This is a genomic window from Negadavirga shengliensis (assembly GCF_042652345.1).
GTDB lineage: Bacteria > Bacteroidota > Bacteroidia > Cytophagales > Cyclobacteriaceae > Negadavirga > Negadavirga shengliensis.
Window position 1 is genome coordinate 43,317 of sequence record NZ_JBHSJJ010000004.1, and the last position, 16,485, is coordinate 59,801.

14 protein-coding genes are annotated in these 16,485 nt (G+C 45.7%); 4 read left to right on the forward strand and 10 right to left on the reverse strand.

Going from position 1 to position 16,485, the window contains the following annotated elements:
- Window positions 1–32: 32 nt before the first annotated feature.
- The 8 genes from gldC to ACFPFU_RS08060 all read right to left on the reverse strand — a co-directional run bounded on the left by gldC (window position 33) and on the right by ACFPFU_RS08060 (window position 5,358).
- Window positions 33–374, reverse strand: a complete 342-nt coding sequence (gene gldC, locus ACFPFU_RS08025; protein ID WP_377063289.1) for a gliding motility protein GldC — start codon at window positions 372–374, stop codon at window positions 33–35.
- 72 nt (window positions 375–446) lie between these two features.
- Window positions 447–1,106, reverse strand: a complete 660-nt coding sequence (locus tag ACFPFU_RS08030; RefSeq protein ID WP_377063290.1) for a 3-oxoacid CoA-transferase subunit B — start codon at window positions 1,104–1,106, stop codon at window positions 447–449.
- A 29-nt stretch (window positions 1,107–1,135) separates the two neighbouring features.
- On the reverse strand, window positions 1,136–1,840 hold the full coding sequence (locus ACFPFU_RS08035; RefSeq protein WP_377063292.1) for a CoA transferase subunit A: 705 nt from the start codon (window positions 1,838–1,840) through the stop codon (window positions 1,136–1,138).
- Window positions 1,841–1,852: 12 nt separating this feature from the next.
- Window positions 1,853–2,785, reverse strand: coding sequence for a bifunctional riboflavin kinase/FAD synthetase (locus tag ACFPFU_RS08040; protein WP_377063294.1), 933 nt, complete (start codon window positions 2,783–2,785; stop codon window positions 1,853–1,855).
- Complete coding sequence (gene truB / locus ACFPFU_RS08045) at window positions 2,772–3,455, reverse strand: tRNA pseudouridine(55) synthase TruB (protein ID WP_377063296.1); 684 nt, start codon at window positions 3,453–3,455, stop codon at window positions 2,772–2,774. Before truB ends, ACFPFU_RS08040 begins: the two co-directional genes overlap by 14 nt.
- A 1-nt stretch (window position 3,456) precedes the next feature.
- A complete protein-coding gene (locus ACFPFU_RS08050; protein ID WP_377063298.1) occupies window positions 3,457–4,251 on the reverse strand; it encodes an undecaprenyl-diphosphate phosphatase in 795 nt (264 codons plus the stop codon).
- A complete protein-coding gene (locus ACFPFU_RS08055; RefSeq protein WP_377063300.1) occupies window positions 4,248–4,460 on the reverse strand; it encodes a DUF3098 domain-containing protein in 213 nt (70 codons plus the stop codon). Before ACFPFU_RS08055 ends, ACFPFU_RS08050 begins: the two co-directional genes overlap by 4 nt.
- 7 nt (window positions 4,461–4,467) lie before the next feature.
- Window positions 4,468–5,358, reverse strand: a complete 891-nt coding sequence (locus tag ACFPFU_RS08060; protein WP_377063302.1) for a cell division protein FtsX — start codon at window positions 5,356–5,358, stop codon at window positions 4,468–4,470.
- 690 nt (window positions 5,359–6,048) lie between these two features.
- Between ACFPFU_RS08060 and ACFPFU_RS08065 the strand changes: the two genes are divergently transcribed.
- Window positions 6,049–6,480, forward strand: a complete 432-nt coding sequence (locus ACFPFU_RS08065; RefSeq protein WP_377063304.1) for a DUF2147 domain-containing protein — start codon at window positions 6,049–6,051, stop codon at window positions 6,478–6,480.
- A gap of 14 nt (window positions 6,481–6,494) precedes the next feature.
- Entirely contained in the window at window positions 6,495–7,166 is a 672-nt protein-coding gene (locus tag ACFPFU_RS08070; protein ID WP_377063306.1) for a hypothetical protein, read from the forward strand.
- On the opposite strand, the gene ACFPFU_RS08075 is transcribed toward ACFPFU_RS08070, so the two are convergent.
- Complete coding sequence (locus ACFPFU_RS08075; protein ID WP_377063308.1) at window positions 7,163–10,987, reverse strand: PVC-type heme-binding CxxCH protein; 3,825 nt, start codon at window positions 10,985–10,987, stop codon at window positions 7,163–7,165. The genes ACFPFU_RS08070 and ACFPFU_RS08075 overlap by 4 nt on opposite strands.
- A gap of 334 nt (window positions 10,988–11,321) precedes the next feature.
- Here ACFPFU_RS08075 and ACFPFU_RS08080 point away from each other — a divergent pair, with 334 nt between their 5' ends.
- A complete protein-coding gene (locus ACFPFU_RS08080) occupies window positions 11,322–12,194 on the forward strand; it encodes a LamG domain-containing protein (protein ID WP_377063310.1) in 873 nt (290 codons plus the stop codon).
- An 80-nt stretch (window positions 12,195–12,274) separates the two neighbouring features.
- On the opposite strand, the gene ACFPFU_RS08085 is transcribed toward ACFPFU_RS08080, so the two are convergent.
- Window positions 12,275–13,480, reverse strand: coding sequence for a DUF6807 domain-containing protein (locus ACFPFU_RS08085; RefSeq protein WP_377063312.1), 1,206 nt, complete (start codon window positions 13,478–13,480; stop codon window positions 12,275–12,277).
- A gap of 159 nt (window positions 13,481–13,639) precedes the next feature.
- Between ACFPFU_RS08085 and ACFPFU_RS08090 the strand changes: the two genes are divergently transcribed.
- Window positions 13,640–16,453 carry a M16 family metallopeptidase gene (locus ACFPFU_RS08090; protein WP_377063314.1) on the forward strand — a complete coding sequence of 938 codons (2,814 nt, stop codon included), beginning with the start codon at window positions 13,640–13,642 and terminating at the stop codon, window positions 16,451–16,453.
- The last annotated feature ends 32 nt before the right edge of the window (window positions 16,454–16,485 follow it).

Here is a 16,485-nt window from a genome sequence, read left to right on the forward strand (position 1 = left end):
CCTTTTTTGTCTATTTGCCCTTGATTTTTTGATTATCGTGGCTTTTTGTTTTCTTCATTGACATGTTTTACAAGCCTGTCGCACAGTTCTTTAATCTCTTCAGAATAATATTCATCTCCCGTGCTGTTGAGTATGGTCTGGGCCATACCGCCCAGTATATCTATATAAAATCTCTTCATTTCCGCCACAGACATGTCATCGGTCCATAAATCAATTCTTAATGTGCTTTGGTTCAGGTTATCCCAGACATTCAGGCTTATACTTCGGGTGGATTCCATTCCTTCACCTTCCTTATCTGAGGCATCCCATTCTATGGATTTTGGAAGGTTTTTGTCATCAAGAGATACGGTGAATTTGATTTCTGATTTTTTCATGCTATGCTGTATGTGCTTATTTCAGGCACAAAACTAATAAACATTGGCGAATTGACAGGCAAAACTGCAAAATCAGTCCAGCTGCATTTCAGGAACTTCCCCTTTTACCACGAGTTTGCCTTCTGTTTTTTCTTTTATTTCTTCCACACTTGTTCCGGGAGCCCTTTCTAAAAGCTTGAAGCCACCTTCCGGCAGGACTTCAAGGACCGCCAGGTCAGTGATGATTTTCTTTACGCATTTCATCCCCGTTATGGGCAAATGGCATTGTTTCAACAATTTTGATCCTCCTTCTTTGCTGCAGTGCTGCATCGCTACGATGATGTTGTCCGCTGAGGAAACCAGATCCATGGCCCCGCCCATGCCTTTTACCATTTTACCTGGGATTTTCCAGTTGGCAATGTCCCCATTTTCAGAAACTTCCATGGCCCCGAGAATGGTAAGGTGGATATGTCCGCCCCTGATCATACCGAAACTCTCTGCCGAACTGAAAAGCGCCGATCCCTTTACCATGGTAATGGTTTGCTTCCCGGCGTTGATGAGGTCCGCATCCACTTCATCTTCTGTCGGGAATGGCCCAATTCCCAGTAACCCGTTTTCGGATTGCAATACGACTTCCAGATGATCGGGAATATAATTGGCTACCAATGTTGGAATCCCTATTCCAAGATTGATGTATTGGCCATTTTTTATTTCCTTGGCAATTCTTCGGGCGATTTGGTCTTTGGTTAACATAGTGGTTGCGCTTCAGTAGTAGGACGCGGTTAAGATTTCGCGGTGCTGACAGTTCTTTGCTCTATCCTTTTTTCATAGTACGAACCCTGGAATATCCGTTGCACATAAATACCCGGGGTATGTATCATATTGGGATCGAGTTCTCCCACAGGTACCAGTTCTTCGACCTCCGCGATGGTGATTTTTCCGGCAGCAGCCATCATGGGGTTGAAGTTGCGCGCTGTGCCTTTATAGATCAAATTTCCGGCAGTGTCTCCTTTCCAGGCCTTAACAAGTGAATAGTCGGCTTTGAGCCACCTTTCCATGACATAAAGTTTGTCGTCAAACTCCCTGAGTTCCTTCCCCTGGGCCACTTCTGTGCCCACTCCTGCCGGCGTAAAAAATGCCGGTATACCGGCTCCTCCGGCCCTTATTCTCTCCGCCAGGGTCCCCTGGGGAATCAATTCTACTTCGAGTTCTCCCTGCAAAAGCTGTCTTTCAAATTCTTTATTCTCTCCCACATAGCTGGCGATCATTTTTCGGACCATCCGCTTTTGCAGCATCAATCCTATTCCGAAATCATCGACGCCGGCATTGTTGGAGATACAGGTCAGGCCCCTGATGGCTTTCTTTAGCAATGCCTGTATACAGTTTTCAGGTATCCCGCACAATCCGAATCCGCCGAGCATCAAAACCGAATCATTAAAAATATCCTTGACAGCCGCGTCGGCGTTTTCTACAGTCTTATTGATCATTTTGGGTAAATTTTAATGGTTTTTAAAAAAACTTTTTGCGGTGAATTTGTCTTTTTCGAGCTGAGCTTTCAGCTCTTCTAAATTTCCGAATTTTTTTTCAGGCCTCAAAAATTCCTTGAAATAAACCTTCAGGTGTTTTCCGTACAGGTTGTCCTCGAAATCGAACAGGTGAACTTCCACCGTCTTTGTCTCGCCGCTTACGGTAGGCCGGTTTCCTATATTGAGCATACCGTTCCATATTCTCCCGTCCAGTTCAACATCGACGATGTAAGCGCCATCCCTGGGTATTAGTTTGTATTCATTGGGGATGCTGATGTTGGCTGTGGGAAACCCCATTGACCTTCCAATTTGTTGGCCTTTGATGATGGTTCCTTCGATAAGGTATTCCCTGCCTAAAAAACTATTGGCCGTTTTGATATCACCGGTCTCCAGGGCTTTTCTTATTTTGGTGCTGCTGATACCTACATCTTCGATATCCTGCCTTGGAATTTCCTCCAGATCAAATCCGTACTTGTCTTGGTTTGACTGCAGATGATCAAACCCCCCTTCCCGTCCCCGGCCAAACCGGTGGTCGTAACCGATAACGAGTTTTCGGGTGTTTAGTTTTTTGATCAGGATTTCATGAATGAAATCGTGGGATCTCATTTTTGAAAATTCTTTGGTGAACGGAATGCTGATAAGGTGATCGATGCCAAATTGTTCCAGCATTTCGCATTTTTCTTCAAATGAAGTGAGTAACCGGATATTGTGTTCTTGCGGATACAGTACCAATCGTGGATGTGGCCAAAACGTGATCAAGATGGTCTCCCCGTTTATTTCATCCGCGATTTTCCGGATTCTGGAGAGGATTTTCTGATGGCCCAAATGCACGCCGTCAAAGGTCCCAATCGTCACCACGGGATTGTTTACCGGATGAAAATCATCCAAACCCTCATATATCTTCATTTCGTTCCGCTTTGATTTTGCTGATTAAGTCCTGAAGTTCCCAGGCGTCTTCCAGCCTGTAACTGCCTATTCTGGTCCTGGTCAGTCTGGACAGGTAGGCGCCCACCCCTAATTTTTCACCCAAATCCCTGGCCAAACTCCGGATATACGTTCCTTTGGAACATATGATACGGAAATTGATTTGCGGTAATTCCACGCCCGTGATTTCAAATAGACTGACCCTCACCGGACGGGGATCAAGTTCCACCGTTTTTCCTTTCCGGGCGGATTCATAAACCCTCTTCCCGTCTTTTCTGATAGCCGAATGCATGGGAGGAACCTGCAAAATATCGCCTGTAAGTGTATCGGCAGCCGCTTGTATGCTTTCCGGGCCCAGATGGGACGGGTCTGCCACATGCTCTATTTCTCTTTCCAAATCAAAAGACGCTGTGGTTTTCCCTAATACCATTGTACCCGTATATTCCTTTTCCTGAGCCTGATAGCTATCAATGTTTTTGGTCTGTTTTCCCGCACAGACAATGAGCAGCCCGGTAGCCAGCGGATCTAAGGTGCCCGCATGCCCTACTTTTTTGATTTTGAGAGCGTTTCTCAATTTTTTGACCACATCGAAGGAGGTCCATCGATAGGGTTTGTCAATCAAAAATACTTCACCGTACGTTTGCTGCTCCATATCAGAAAAGTAAACCCGCTATTATCGCCAGCAAACCCACCACAGTGCAATACACGGAAAAATAAGTAAGCTTACTTCTTTTTACCAATTTTATCATCCAGGTACAGGCGATCAACCCGGCCACAAAGGCTGCCACAAAGGCAACCGCCAGAACGATAAACTTGTCGTTTTGATAAGTCAGTGCCCCATCGGTAATGTCTTTTCCTATTTTTCCTATAATAAGGGGGACAACCATCAGAAAAGAAAACCTGGCAGCCTTACCCTTGTCAATTCCCAGTAACACAGAGGTGGATATGGTGGCTCCTGACCTGGATATCCCCGGCAACATGGCGACTGCCTGCGCCAAGCCAACAAGAATGGCATGGGCATAAGAAACAGGTTTTCCCGTATCCCGTGCTCTGTCTGCCAGGTACAATAATACGGCTGTGATTAAGAGCATGCTCCCTACTAGAAGCAGTTTACCTCCAAAAAGCTGTTCCAGTTCTTCTTGAAAATAAAGGCCAATCACCACAGCCGGAATCATGGACAGAATGACTTTTAAGGAAAACATAGTCTCTTCATTCCATTTAAATTGAAACAGACCTCGAAAAATGTCATATATATCCTTTCTAAAAACGGCTATGGTGCTTAACGCCGTTGCAAAATGGACCACTACGGTAAACATGAGGCTCTCCTCAGGGACGCTGTTGCTCCCAAGAATGACAGAGGCAATTTCAATGTGTCCACTTGATGATACAGGCAAAAATTCTGTCAGTCCCTGTACAATACCAAGGATGACGGCTTCAAATAAACTCATTTACTTTTTTCTGAACGGTAAAAGATGGCATAAAACTGAAAAACAAAACCAAATAAGGTAACAATAGGTCCCAGTGTCAGACCCATAAAACCAAATCCATGGGGTTCATTGTCAAGGCCGATAATGGCAAATCCTAAAACAATGATTCCCAATCCTATCAACATCAGCTGATAATTTTTCTTTGAAAACGGAAAATGGTTTTTGTCCATAATTATTTTAATAGAGTTCGTCCAAAGACATGTTTAAATACTTATTAACTGATCTTAAAGTACTGATCCACGAAAGGACAGCACCTAAAAATATCAAAACTGCGAACAGCCCCAGAAGCAACTCCAGGTTGTATAGTAGGTTGAAGCCATCGATTACCTGTTTGCCATACTCCAGCAAGGCAAATAAAAGGCCGGAAGCAAAAGCGCCACCCAAGGCACCATATATAAAGGCCCTCCACAAAAAAGGCCTTCGGATAAAGCCTTTGGTGGCACCAACCAACTGCATGCTCCTGATCAGAAAGCGCTGGGAGAATAAGGCAAGCCTGATGGTATTGTTGATCAATATGACTACGGTGATCAACAATATCAGGATGAAAGCACCCATCACGACGCTGACTTTGACTAAATTTCTGTTGATGGACTCCACCAGGTCGCTCATGTAGGTGACCTCAAAAACCCCGTTGATAGAGGATATCTCTTCCACGATGGTCTCAATCTGCTCCCCGGTTTGGAAGCTTTCCTCCACAGAAAAGGTAAAGGTGTCTCTCAAGGGATTGTCACTCAGAAATTTTGAGAAATCCTCTCCCACATCTTCCATAAACACCTTGGCGGCCTCATCCTTGGAAACAAACCGAAGCGTGCTCGCCTCTTCCTTTTTGAGGACATAGGGTTTGGTTTCCAGTAACTGGGAGATCCTTTTTATATCCTGCGCATTGGCTTCTTTATTCAGAAAGACCTGAATTTCTATATTTTCGCGGATGAGCTGTGTCAGGGTTTTGGCTTGTATAACTATCACCCCAAAAAGTCCCATGATGAACAATGAAAGCGTAATGCTGAAGAGAACGCTCACAAATTTGTAGCTTCCTAAGCGGGTCTTTTTTTGGGGGAACCTGTTCATATATCTTGAAACGTTAGCCAAAATTAATCAGCTATTCTTACTTAACCAACCTTATTCTTTAATTTGACGGGGATTACCTTTTTCCAGTTACGGTACACTTGAGGCGGCGGTTTCGTAAATGAAGCGCCATCACGTCAATGAAGGTGACAAACGCAGATGAAATCGAGCATGACGGAATCGTCACAAACTGGGATGATTATCTATCATGCGAGATTCCATATGACAATTAAGGAACAATTATAAACATATGAAATCGAGCATGACGCAAGCGACACACAGAGGGATGATTATAAGACATGCGAGATTCCATGCCTGCATGCTGAAGTGCATTACGGCACGCAAGCATGTGGCCTATTGAGAAAAAATTATAATCATATGAAATCACCTTTTATCCCTGTTTTTTTTCAGGAAGTATTCCCTAGAAAAACAACATATAAAAATCCGTATATCGAAACTTATCCCTATCCACTCTTTACAGCGGATCCGCGGAAAATATACTTTCGGTACGATGACGACTTGGTATTTCTATGGTTTTTAACCTGACGAAGCAAGTACATATATATCGGTTTTTCAATATCATTCCCTCCGGGTTTTGGACCGGTTATATATTGTGTTTTTTGCTTTATGTATAGACTGATGTGTATTTGGAATGGTAATTGTCATTTACTCTGTAAACCAGATGAGAGTCCCATGGCCAGATTGTTCTTACTACTCATAGCAGCCTCCTTCCTGATAAACTTTTTACAGACGCGGGGTGAGGATGCCATCATAGGAGAATGGTATAACACGGAGAAGGACGGTAAAATAGAAATTTTTAAGGAAGGCGACCAATATCATGGCAAGTTGGTATGGCTGCAGGAACCTGAGGAAGACGGACAGCCAAAACGGGACAAAAACAACGCCGGTTTATCTAAGAGAGACCGTCCGCTAAAAGGATTGAGGCTTTTAGAGGATTTTGAATACCACGGAGGTGCATGGGAAGACGGGACCATTTATGACCCTAAAAACGGGAAGACTTATTCCAGTACCATAAAATTAAAAAACGATGATGTACTGGAAGTAAGAGGATATATCGGGATCTCTCTTATAGGTCGTACAGTGGAATGGACAAGAGCTAAGTAAGTCAATAAATTTATATGTTGAAGTGTTATTCTGATATAAACAGTCCCAGAAACGTGATCACCCCCTTGTTTTGGATCGTTTCTGTAATGATGTTTTTTATGGGGCTAAGCCAGGTCCGGGGGCAAAGTTTCGAGATAGGCGGAGGAATAGGCCATCGGTTTCATTTGGATGGGGACAAAGACATTTTTGAGCCCGCAATAGGTTATGAGGTAAGGATTCTCAGGAATCAGCTATTCCGGTATTCGGCTGATGAGGAAAACATCGGATTCTCATTGGGCTTGTACCGCTTTACGGGAAACAATAATAAATCCATTATGGATGGATTAGCTGAAAATCAGCTGATTGACAGGCAAGTGATAGAAACCAAACTTTCTTATCGTTACGATCATTTTTTAGGGGACAACGTTTCTTTATTTTGGGGCGGGGACGTCGGCTTTCAGTTTGTTTACTATAATTTTAACCCAGCCCTTCAAAATGGGGGCGGCGTTGCGGCTGCGATTTATACCAGGGCAATTTTGTCTCCCGCTGCGGGTATTAACTATGAATTCAATGAATATGTCGCTTTATATTATAGACTTGAGTATGGATTGGCTTTCGATGTAGGCAAACAGCCAAACTGGGGAGATTCTTTCACAAAATTGAACCATTTGGTGACCAATTCCACAGGCATTAGGCTTCGGTTTTAATTTATTTTTCTTTGTGTTTGTAAATATGCCATTAAATTCACAATTTCTTTTTCGGACAGGTGTTCAAACAAACCCGGAGGCATCATGGATACGGGAGTGACCTCCCTGTTTTGGATGCCCGATTTATTGATGATGATCGGATCCTGGCCAACCACCCGAAACGTGATCTGTCTCTGGTTTTCGGCGATGATGTTCCCGGTATAAGTCCTTCCGTCCCGGGTGGTGATCACAACCATTTTATAATCATCCTGAATCTCGGCACTTGGTTCCAAAACATTCAGTAAAATATAATCCACATCTGTCCGGTTGGATCCGGTAAGGTCCGGGCCCAGGTCGCCACCCTCGCCAAACATTTTATGACAGCTTCCACAGCTTTGTCTGAACAGTGCTTTGCCTGCTTTAAGGTCGGCAGCAGCTAAGGACTCAGCGGTCAGCATGTCCCTGTACTTTCCATAAGCGGCTTCATCATGAGGCACCTGCTCAATGGGTCCCCAAACCTCGACAAACCCGCTACCGACCACTCTCAATAGCTGACGGGCTACGTTTGCCGGGATTTCACGTTTGGGGATCCTGCCTTCCCTGATTTCCCGGGTGAGCATATTGCCATATCTTGGTCTTGAAGACAGGGCCAACACGGCTTCTGCCTTTTCTTCCGGATCAAAGGACGGGTATTTTTCGATCAGCACCCTGCCCAAATTGTCTTGGTCGAATGCGGCTACCGCCCTGATGGCCTCAAGGCGAAGGCCTTGGTCCTCAAGCAGGAGTGGCAGCTTTCCTATCAAGTCATGCCGCTGTTGGGAGGCAAGTGTTTGCAGGGCTTTTTTCCTCAGATCCAAGGACAAGCTTTTATTTTCCAAATTGGCAAAAGCCCTTTGAGTAGCTTCTACATCTCCGAAGAGTTCGGAAATGGCGAGTGTCAAATCACGGCTTTGTGGGGAAGCAAGTAATTTTGCTTCCGTTTTTTTCCAGCTCTCGGGCATCTTCAGATCCGTCCTGCCTTCCATTCCGCTCAGCATTCCCTCCATAATGGCAACCCTGTTTTTGTCCGACTTGTCCAGTTGGGCGACCAAGGATCCCATGTGATCACCGTCTACGGCTCTTCTGGCCATAAAGCGGGTTACAAAGGGTATTTTAGAGGAAGCCGCCATTTCCATGAACCTCCCGGGTTGGTCGTCAATGAGCGGTTCTAAACCGAACCAAATCATTTTGGGAAGGTTGTGGTCATCCTGATCTTCTTGATGTTGGAGGAGGGCCTGGCTTATTTCCCATTTATAGTTTGTGGGGATGCGCTGTATCGCCGCGGCCAAATACAGACGGACCACGGGTGATTTGTCCTTGACCGCCATTTCTTTGAATTTATTAAGGGCAGAAGCAGGGGGATCCTTGTCTTCACAAAGCAATTGTATCGCCCAGGAGCGGATGTATGGATCAGTGTCGCTGAGTGCAGCCAACAGATCGTTTGTCTGAAACCCATCTGTCATATGCAACGCCCACATGGCTTTAAGCCGGTGGTCCGGATTACGGTTTTCCTTGAACAGCTTTATGAGCTCACCATAGCTTTTGTCATCCAGTCTGCCGGTAGCTGCCCGCTTCTGAAGTATGCCTCTGGCCCTTCTCGCATGCCAGTCGCTTGGACTGGTCTGCAATGCGATGAGCTCGCTGTCCGTTAATTGGTTGAGGTCCCCATACCTTCCCTTCCAATTCTCTGCTTGGGTTTTTTCAGGCATGACCCTGAAAACCCTACCTGTTTCTCCATGCAACACTTCCTGCCCACAGATATCGGCATCATGCCAGTCCAATACATATAGCCCACCTTCGGGACCTATTTCCATGCTGAAGCCCACCCATTGGGCATTGTTTGCCATCAAGAAATCATCACTGTGGCGGCCAATGAAACCGGAACCTTGGGGTTCAAGAATGTCCGATAACACAGCATGTTCGTGAATGTTGGCCATGAAAAGTTTTCCGTGCTCTTCTTCAGGAAAGGCATCGGACTGGTAAATTCTCGCGCCTCCGTGCGCCGACCTGTGACTGTGATCCGTGATGGTCTTTATGTCCTCATAGACAAAGGGGTTGAAATGCTGGCCTCCCTGGCGGTGATAAGTGCCTCCTGGGACCACATGCCAGAGGTGGGGAATCACACACGCGGTCATAAAAAGTTGACCCTTAGCATCATAGTCAATTCCCCAAGGGTTGCTGAAACCATGGGCCACCACTTCGAAGCGGTCTTTGACCGGATGGTATCTCCATACCCCTCCATTGATGTCTACCCCGTCAGCTTCCAGCAGGTCCTCTGGAAAAGAATCCTGGTGAAAATACAGTTTTCCATTGCCCTCGGGTTTACGGATTCTGGAAGGGGTGGCAAAGCCCTGCAGGCCATACAGCCAACCGTCCGGTCCCCAATGCAGGCTGTTTAGCGTTTCGTGTCGGTCCCTTATTCCCCATCCCGTCAAAAGGATTTCTATGTCATCCATATCCGCGCGGTCATCCCCATCCCGGTCAGGAACAAAAAGCAGGTTTGGCGGCGCTCCAACAAATAAGCCATCAAAACCCACAGCTATGGCTGCGGGAAAGGCCAGGCCTTCCATAAAAACTTTTTTGCTATCGGCTTCCCCATCTCCGTTGGTGTCTTCCAATATCAATATACGGCTGTCACCTGCATTGGAAAAGCCATGGCCTCTGGATTCATAATCCCGGTTTTCAGCCACCCATAATCTGCCCTTATCATCCCAACAGAATGCCATGGGCTGGGTGATCATGGGTTCTCCTGCAAATACATTGACTTTATAACCTTCTTTGATGGTCATGGCTTCCACGGCTTCTTGAGGTGTCAGAAACTTGGCTTGCCGGCCCTCTTCCTGGGCTATGCGCCATAAAGCAGTGGTACTGTACATGCCGCTTGTCCCGGCAAAGTTTTCCCAGGATTTGGTGAGTTCCACATCATTGGCTGTGCCGGTATAGATCAGCAGTTGGTGCTTCAGCAGGAGGTTTTCCCCCGCCTGGATTTCCCAATCCTCATCCCTGGTGTATGCCGGCCCGACGCCAAGCTGTCCGTCCACTCTCCATTTTTGGGGATAACCCATGTTATCGGGATGATCGAATATGGCTACATTGGCACGGTCCTCTCTGCCTTCTACCCTCATGCCCACGTTGACCCACATGGCAGGTTGCCCTTCAGCATTGTCGTTTTTTTGTCGGGCGGCATTGACTACCTCCCCATCTATTCCTTCGGTCCAGGGCATTCTCAGAAACAGCCCACCATAATCGTATTTTCCTATGGTTATGTCTTCAATAGCCTGGCCTTTCCATTCCAGATCGAGATAATACCGGCCGTCTTTCACCGTCAATGACCAATTCTGTGTTTCTTCCATGAGGGGTTCGCCTGCCTCATTGAGCATTTCATAGATGGTTTGCCATTTGACAGTTTCACCCTTTTCTTCCACGATGTTTGCAGCGACTTTTCTCCAATAATCGCCTTGGGGGTTGTGAAAATAATCCCGTCCATTGATGCGGGTGAATCCCCAGTAAAGACCGGTTTGATGGCGGTGATGGCCGGGGCTGTATTCCGTAAGGATACCTTTTCCATCAGGTGCCTGAATAGGATGGATGTATGGCCTGAAATCTTCTTTGACTTCCTGTACCAACAACGGCTTGTTTTCATCACCAACTTTATATATCCGTATTTCCCCGGATTGTTCTGCCTGCGTGATTTTTAAGGTTAGAGGACCATTACCGTCTTTGTTATTATTTTCCTTTTGGCTCCCACAGCTAAAAAGGGCTATGGACAATAATATGCACAGGTAACCTCTATTCAGTTTCATTATACCGGTATTTTTCAACGAATTAATTTTAACATTACTAACTACTTTTGGGATGGGTGACACCATATTGGATTTTGATTCTTTTAGTTGATAGAGAAGCAAAGGCCAGCTTGGTGATTCTGTCGAAATTCCTACTTGTTATAACTTTTATGATTGGCATTAAGTGATATTCATTTAATTTTAAAATGACAGACATCTTATATGATTATAGGTATATTTTGACAGTTTGCCAATTTTTGTATGTGGTAAATATATAAAAAAATATTACCTATGTTGATTGCCTTTTATGTCATAGGTTAAATAGACTTTAAATAATAAACTGAATATCTTGCTGATGATGGTATTGAAATTTCTTTTGCGGGGTCCCGCCGCCTGTGCTTTCTTTTTGTTTTCCTGTATTGAGAAAGAGCCGGCCAAGGTAGAATACATTTTGAATATTAAAGGTCTGGTGGCCATGTGGGATTTTAATGAATCCGCCGGTGAAATGAGAATAGCCAAAGGAATGGGGCAATTTCCATTGATGGAAATGAACGGTGAAGTGGCAAGAACAGAGGAGGGCCCTCTTTCGGGGTACGCAGCATCGCTGACCGATTCTGCTTATTTTTCTTTGCCGCACAAACAAACAGGCCAACTGAATATTCATGGAAAAGACAGGGGGGTAACCGTTATGGCGTGGGTGAAATGGAAAGGTAATACGGGTTTTGTGGGAGGGATGTGGAATGAACATACGGATGGAGGCAAACGGCAATACGGCTTATTTGTCCATTTGCCCCATTATAATGGGGCAGACCAAGTATGCGGTCACATATCCTTTACAGGTAAACCCACCCCGCCGTTTCCTTATAGCTGTGATTATTCCGCAAGCAGACAAACGCTGGAACGGGATCATTGGCATTTTATCGCCTTTACCTACGACGGCTATCACATCAAATCCTATCTGGATGGCAAATTTGAAGAGAGAGAACCGGAACTTATTCGCAACACAACAGGTTTCGAAGGCTATCCCGAAGGCATGATACAATCCAAAAACCCCTACTATTTCCCTGATGGCATGGGGAACAACGGATCTGATTTCACCGTTGGAGCGGTGGTTTTAAGCAGGGGGATGGGTAACTTCTTTGAGGGATATATCGATGGCCTGGCAGTATTTGACAGGGCCTTGTCAGATAAGGAAATATCCGAAATACATGAAAAGACCATGAATTAACATGGGACCCACATGCTAGAAAAAAAAAATACCCGCTTCTAATCACCTCATAGAAACGTGGTTGTACATCAATCAAATTATCAATCAATTACCTTCACTTGAATGGGGTCGGTAAGATCAGCCTGCAATTTATTTATTAAAGCCATATCCGGCCCGTCATTGTGGGCAAGATACCTGAATTTACTTTTGAAGGTTTGGCCGGGGGCAATGTAAAATTCCCCGTCAACCATAGGCGCGTACACCCAATACGGCATGGTGGGATGCACCCTGATGGTTTGGGGATACCTGAAGTTATCCGGAAAACCAAACACGGTCAATCCCGCCATTTCATGTTCTATTTGGCCGGAAGCATCCACCCATGCGGCTTTGGTATGGTTGGCATCCTCATTGGTTTTGCCTTCGCTGGTAAGGATTTGCCAGGTGTTGGTGTAATTAAGGGTGTCCACATCATTCCACTCCCTGCTTCCCCGGAAACCCATGCCTCCATAGTGGTATTCCACGATAAATAAGGTATCCTGGCTTGTATTCGTCTGTTCGGACAGCAGGTCAAACAAAAAATAGTCCCCGAAAGGGTAAGCGATTAAGGTCCATTCTTCCTCCAAGACTTCTCCGTGTTTTAAACTTACATGACTTAGTTTGGTGCGGAGTACGGTGGCATTGGGGCCTTCTTCGATTCCAAGTACGGACTTGTGTTCGACAGTACCGGTCCCCTGGTGCTGGTTCCAGAAATCCACTTTCTCTCCTTTATATTGAGTGTTTACCCAGGCATTGAATATGGCATGTTGGTGGGTATGACCTACAGGGAAGGCATCCGTAAGCACTTTTCCTCCTGGACTGTAGAGCGGATGGATCATTCCGCTTCTTTTGTAATAATCAGGTTCTCCTTCCGGCGGATATGCTGTCTGGGTTTGATAGAACAACATAGGCCTTTCATCCACTGTGAATTGAATGCCCTCCTCTTCCTGTACTACCCCGAGCGCACTTCGGGATGGGGTTTTGGCTGTCCCCTGTCTGAGTTCAAAAGTCTGCCGGGTACCAGCCGGAAGTTGGTCAACAAAAACTGCCAGGCTCCCATTGTCCATCAATTGTGCGGGGAGTTCTTTGCCGCTCTCCTTGCTGACCAGCCGATAACTTTTGCCGGCAGGCAGGGATTCATTTAATTCAATGATTAATGGGGTGTCGATTCTATCATGGTTTCCTGCGTCGAATTCAATGCTTAAAATAGGTGCAGAAGTGCAGGATGCAATGCCAAGTAATAAAGAAAACAGTAGGTATTGTGCGCTCATTTTGGTTAACTTTTAAATAAATATCGCAACCTCGGCCAAATATTCCAATAAATGCAGGAGAATTGCCGTTTTTACTTTTCCGGTTTCATTTTGACCAATATTTTACCATATTGAGTGCAAGAAGGTCTGTGAATAATAGAGGGTTTATAATCTAAGTACATGAAGAAGAGTTGGTTATATCTTATTTCCTGTTTATATTTTGTTGTTTTTTCCGCATTTGGACAACTGAGTCCCACAGACACAGTACCCCTGGATCCCAGGGTAATCACGGGACAATTAGAGAATGGATTAAAATATTATATACAACATAACCCCAAACCGGAAAACAAACTTGAGTTGAGGCTGGCAGTAAATGTGGGGTCAGTACAGGAGGATGAAAGCCAGCTTGGCCTGGCCCATTTCACGGAACACATGGCTTTCAACGGATCGGAACATTTTGAGAAAAACGAATTGATCAGTTACCTGCAATCCATAGGTGTTTCCTTTGGGAGGGACCTGAATGCGTACACCGGTTTTGATGAAACGGTTTATATTCTACCGATACCCACGGATGATGAGGAAAAGCTGGAAAATGGTTTCCGGGTACTGAAAGATTGGGCCGGTGGGTTATTGTTGACAGATGAGGATATCGATGATGAGCGGGGGATTGTAGTGGAGGAGTGGAGGACTGGTCAGGGAACGGACCAAAGGATGCGGGACCAATATTTTCCCGTGCTGCTCCATGGGAGCAGGTATGCGGAAAGAATGCCTATCGGGGATATGGACGTCATCAAAAATGCCGATTATGAAGAAGTGCGCAGGTTTTACCGCGACTGGTACCGGCCTGAACTGATGGCGGTGGTGGCCGTGGGCGATGTGGCACCTTCCAAGGTGGAGTCGCTGATCAAATCCTATTTCAGCGATTTGAAAAATCCCGATAATGCACCTGAAAGGGAAGATTATGGTGTACCGGAGCATGAGGAGAGCTTTGTAAAAATTGTTACGGACGAAGAGGCCCCCGGTATCCAGGTACAGTTATACTATAAACACAGCCCAAAGGCTGCTGCCACGTACAGGGATTACAGGAACCGCTTGATGAGGACATTGTTTGGGGGCATGCTTACCCAAAGACTGGATGAGATCCGTCAACAGCCCGATGCACCGTTTTTCTTTGCCGGTGCAAGATACGGTAACCTCGTAAGAGGTATGGATTTTTTCACTACCTCGGGGGCAGTGGGCCCCGGCAAGGCTTTGAGGGGTTTGGAGGCTTTTATCGCTGAAAATGAAAGGGTATTGCGGCACGGATTCACGGAAGCGGAACTGGAAAGGGTGAAAAGGTCTCTCGCCAATAGTTCAGAAAGGTCATTCAAGGAAATGGACAAAATGGAATCCAGGTCTTTTGTGGGCCGGTACGTTTCCCATTATCTGAACGGCACTTTTGCGGAAGGAGAAGCACAAAGGTACCAATTGTATCAGGAAATCCTTCCCAGTATTACTTTGGAAGAGATCAACGGTTTGGGAAAAGAATTGATCAGGGAGGAGAACCGCGTCATCATCATCACTGCTCCTGAAAATCAAAAAGAGGACCTTCCGGATGAGCAGGAAGTGTTGGCGCTTTTTGATTGGGTCAAGGAATCGGATTTGGCTCCCTATGAGGAAAGTCCACTTGGTGAGGAACTGTTGCTCACCATGCCCGAAGGGGGGAAGGTCATGGAAAGGGATCATCTTGAGAGTGTGGATGTAACCAGCATCACCTTGTCCAACGGTGTTAAAGTTCACTTCAAGCCTACGGATTTTAAAAATGACGAAATATTATTTAGCGGTAACAGCCACGGCGGCACCTCTTTATACCCTGACGAAGACCATTATTCCGCCAGTTATGCCAGTGTAATGGTCAACGTCATGGGCATCGGGGATTTTTCCCCTTCAGAACTCAGAAAAGTACTGGCGGGAAAAAATGTGCAGGTCACCCCCAATATTGGGACTTATTCCGAAAGGATTTCAGGAAGCACCTCTCCCAGAGACCTGGAGCTTACCCTGCAATTGATGCATTTGTATTTCACACAACCCCGAAGGGATGATCAGTTATTTGAAATATACCTTCACAACCAGAAAAACCAGTTGGAGAGTGCAAAAGTCAATCCTGATTTCCAGTTTAACCGTAGGGTGAATGAAATCATCAGTGATGGCAATAAACGGGCGTTGGGCATATATGACCCTGGGAAGCTTGATTCGGTAAGTCTGGAAAGGGGACTGGAAATATACCGGGAGCGGTTTGGCAATGCAGCCAATTTTGAGTTTTTGTTTACCGGTAATATAGATCTTGATAAGGTCATCCCAATGGTGGAGCTTTATTTGGGTAGCCTGCCGGGTGATCCATTGGTAACAGACACTTACAATAACTTGGGTATTAGGCCACCAAGAGACAGAGAGGAGCGCATTGAAGTAGGCAAAGACGAAAAAAGCCAGGTGATTATGTATTTTAGTGGGGAAACCGGTTACGACCTGGAGAAATCCCAACAACTGTCCTATTTAGGTGAGATATTGACCATAAAATTGATCGAAACCCTGAGGGAGGAGATAGGGGGGGTATACGGTGTGGGCGCCCGGGGGAGCCTCTTGAATATTCCGGAAGAAAGATTCAGTTTTTCTGTTTCTTTCCCCTGCAGCCCTGACAATGTTGACCAACTGATTGAGGCAGTCTGGCGGGAAATCAGAAAAATTCAGGAGAATGGGCCCATGCAGAAGGACCTTGAAAAGGTCAGGGAAGCAAAAAGGGTCGCCTTGGAGGAGAATTTAAAGCGGAACGGATTCTGGCATACCCAACTGAGTGCTGCTTTGACCGCAGGAATGCCTCTGGACACGGTTTTGGGGGCGATAGACAGGGTGAAGGGGGTTACAGCGGAGGAAGTGCAGGATGCAGCCAAAACCTATTTGAAGCAAGAGCATTTGCTTGAAATCAGGAGATATCCCTTGGAGTATGCTGTAAAGTAGGTTGAATAAAAAATTCATTAAATTGATAAACT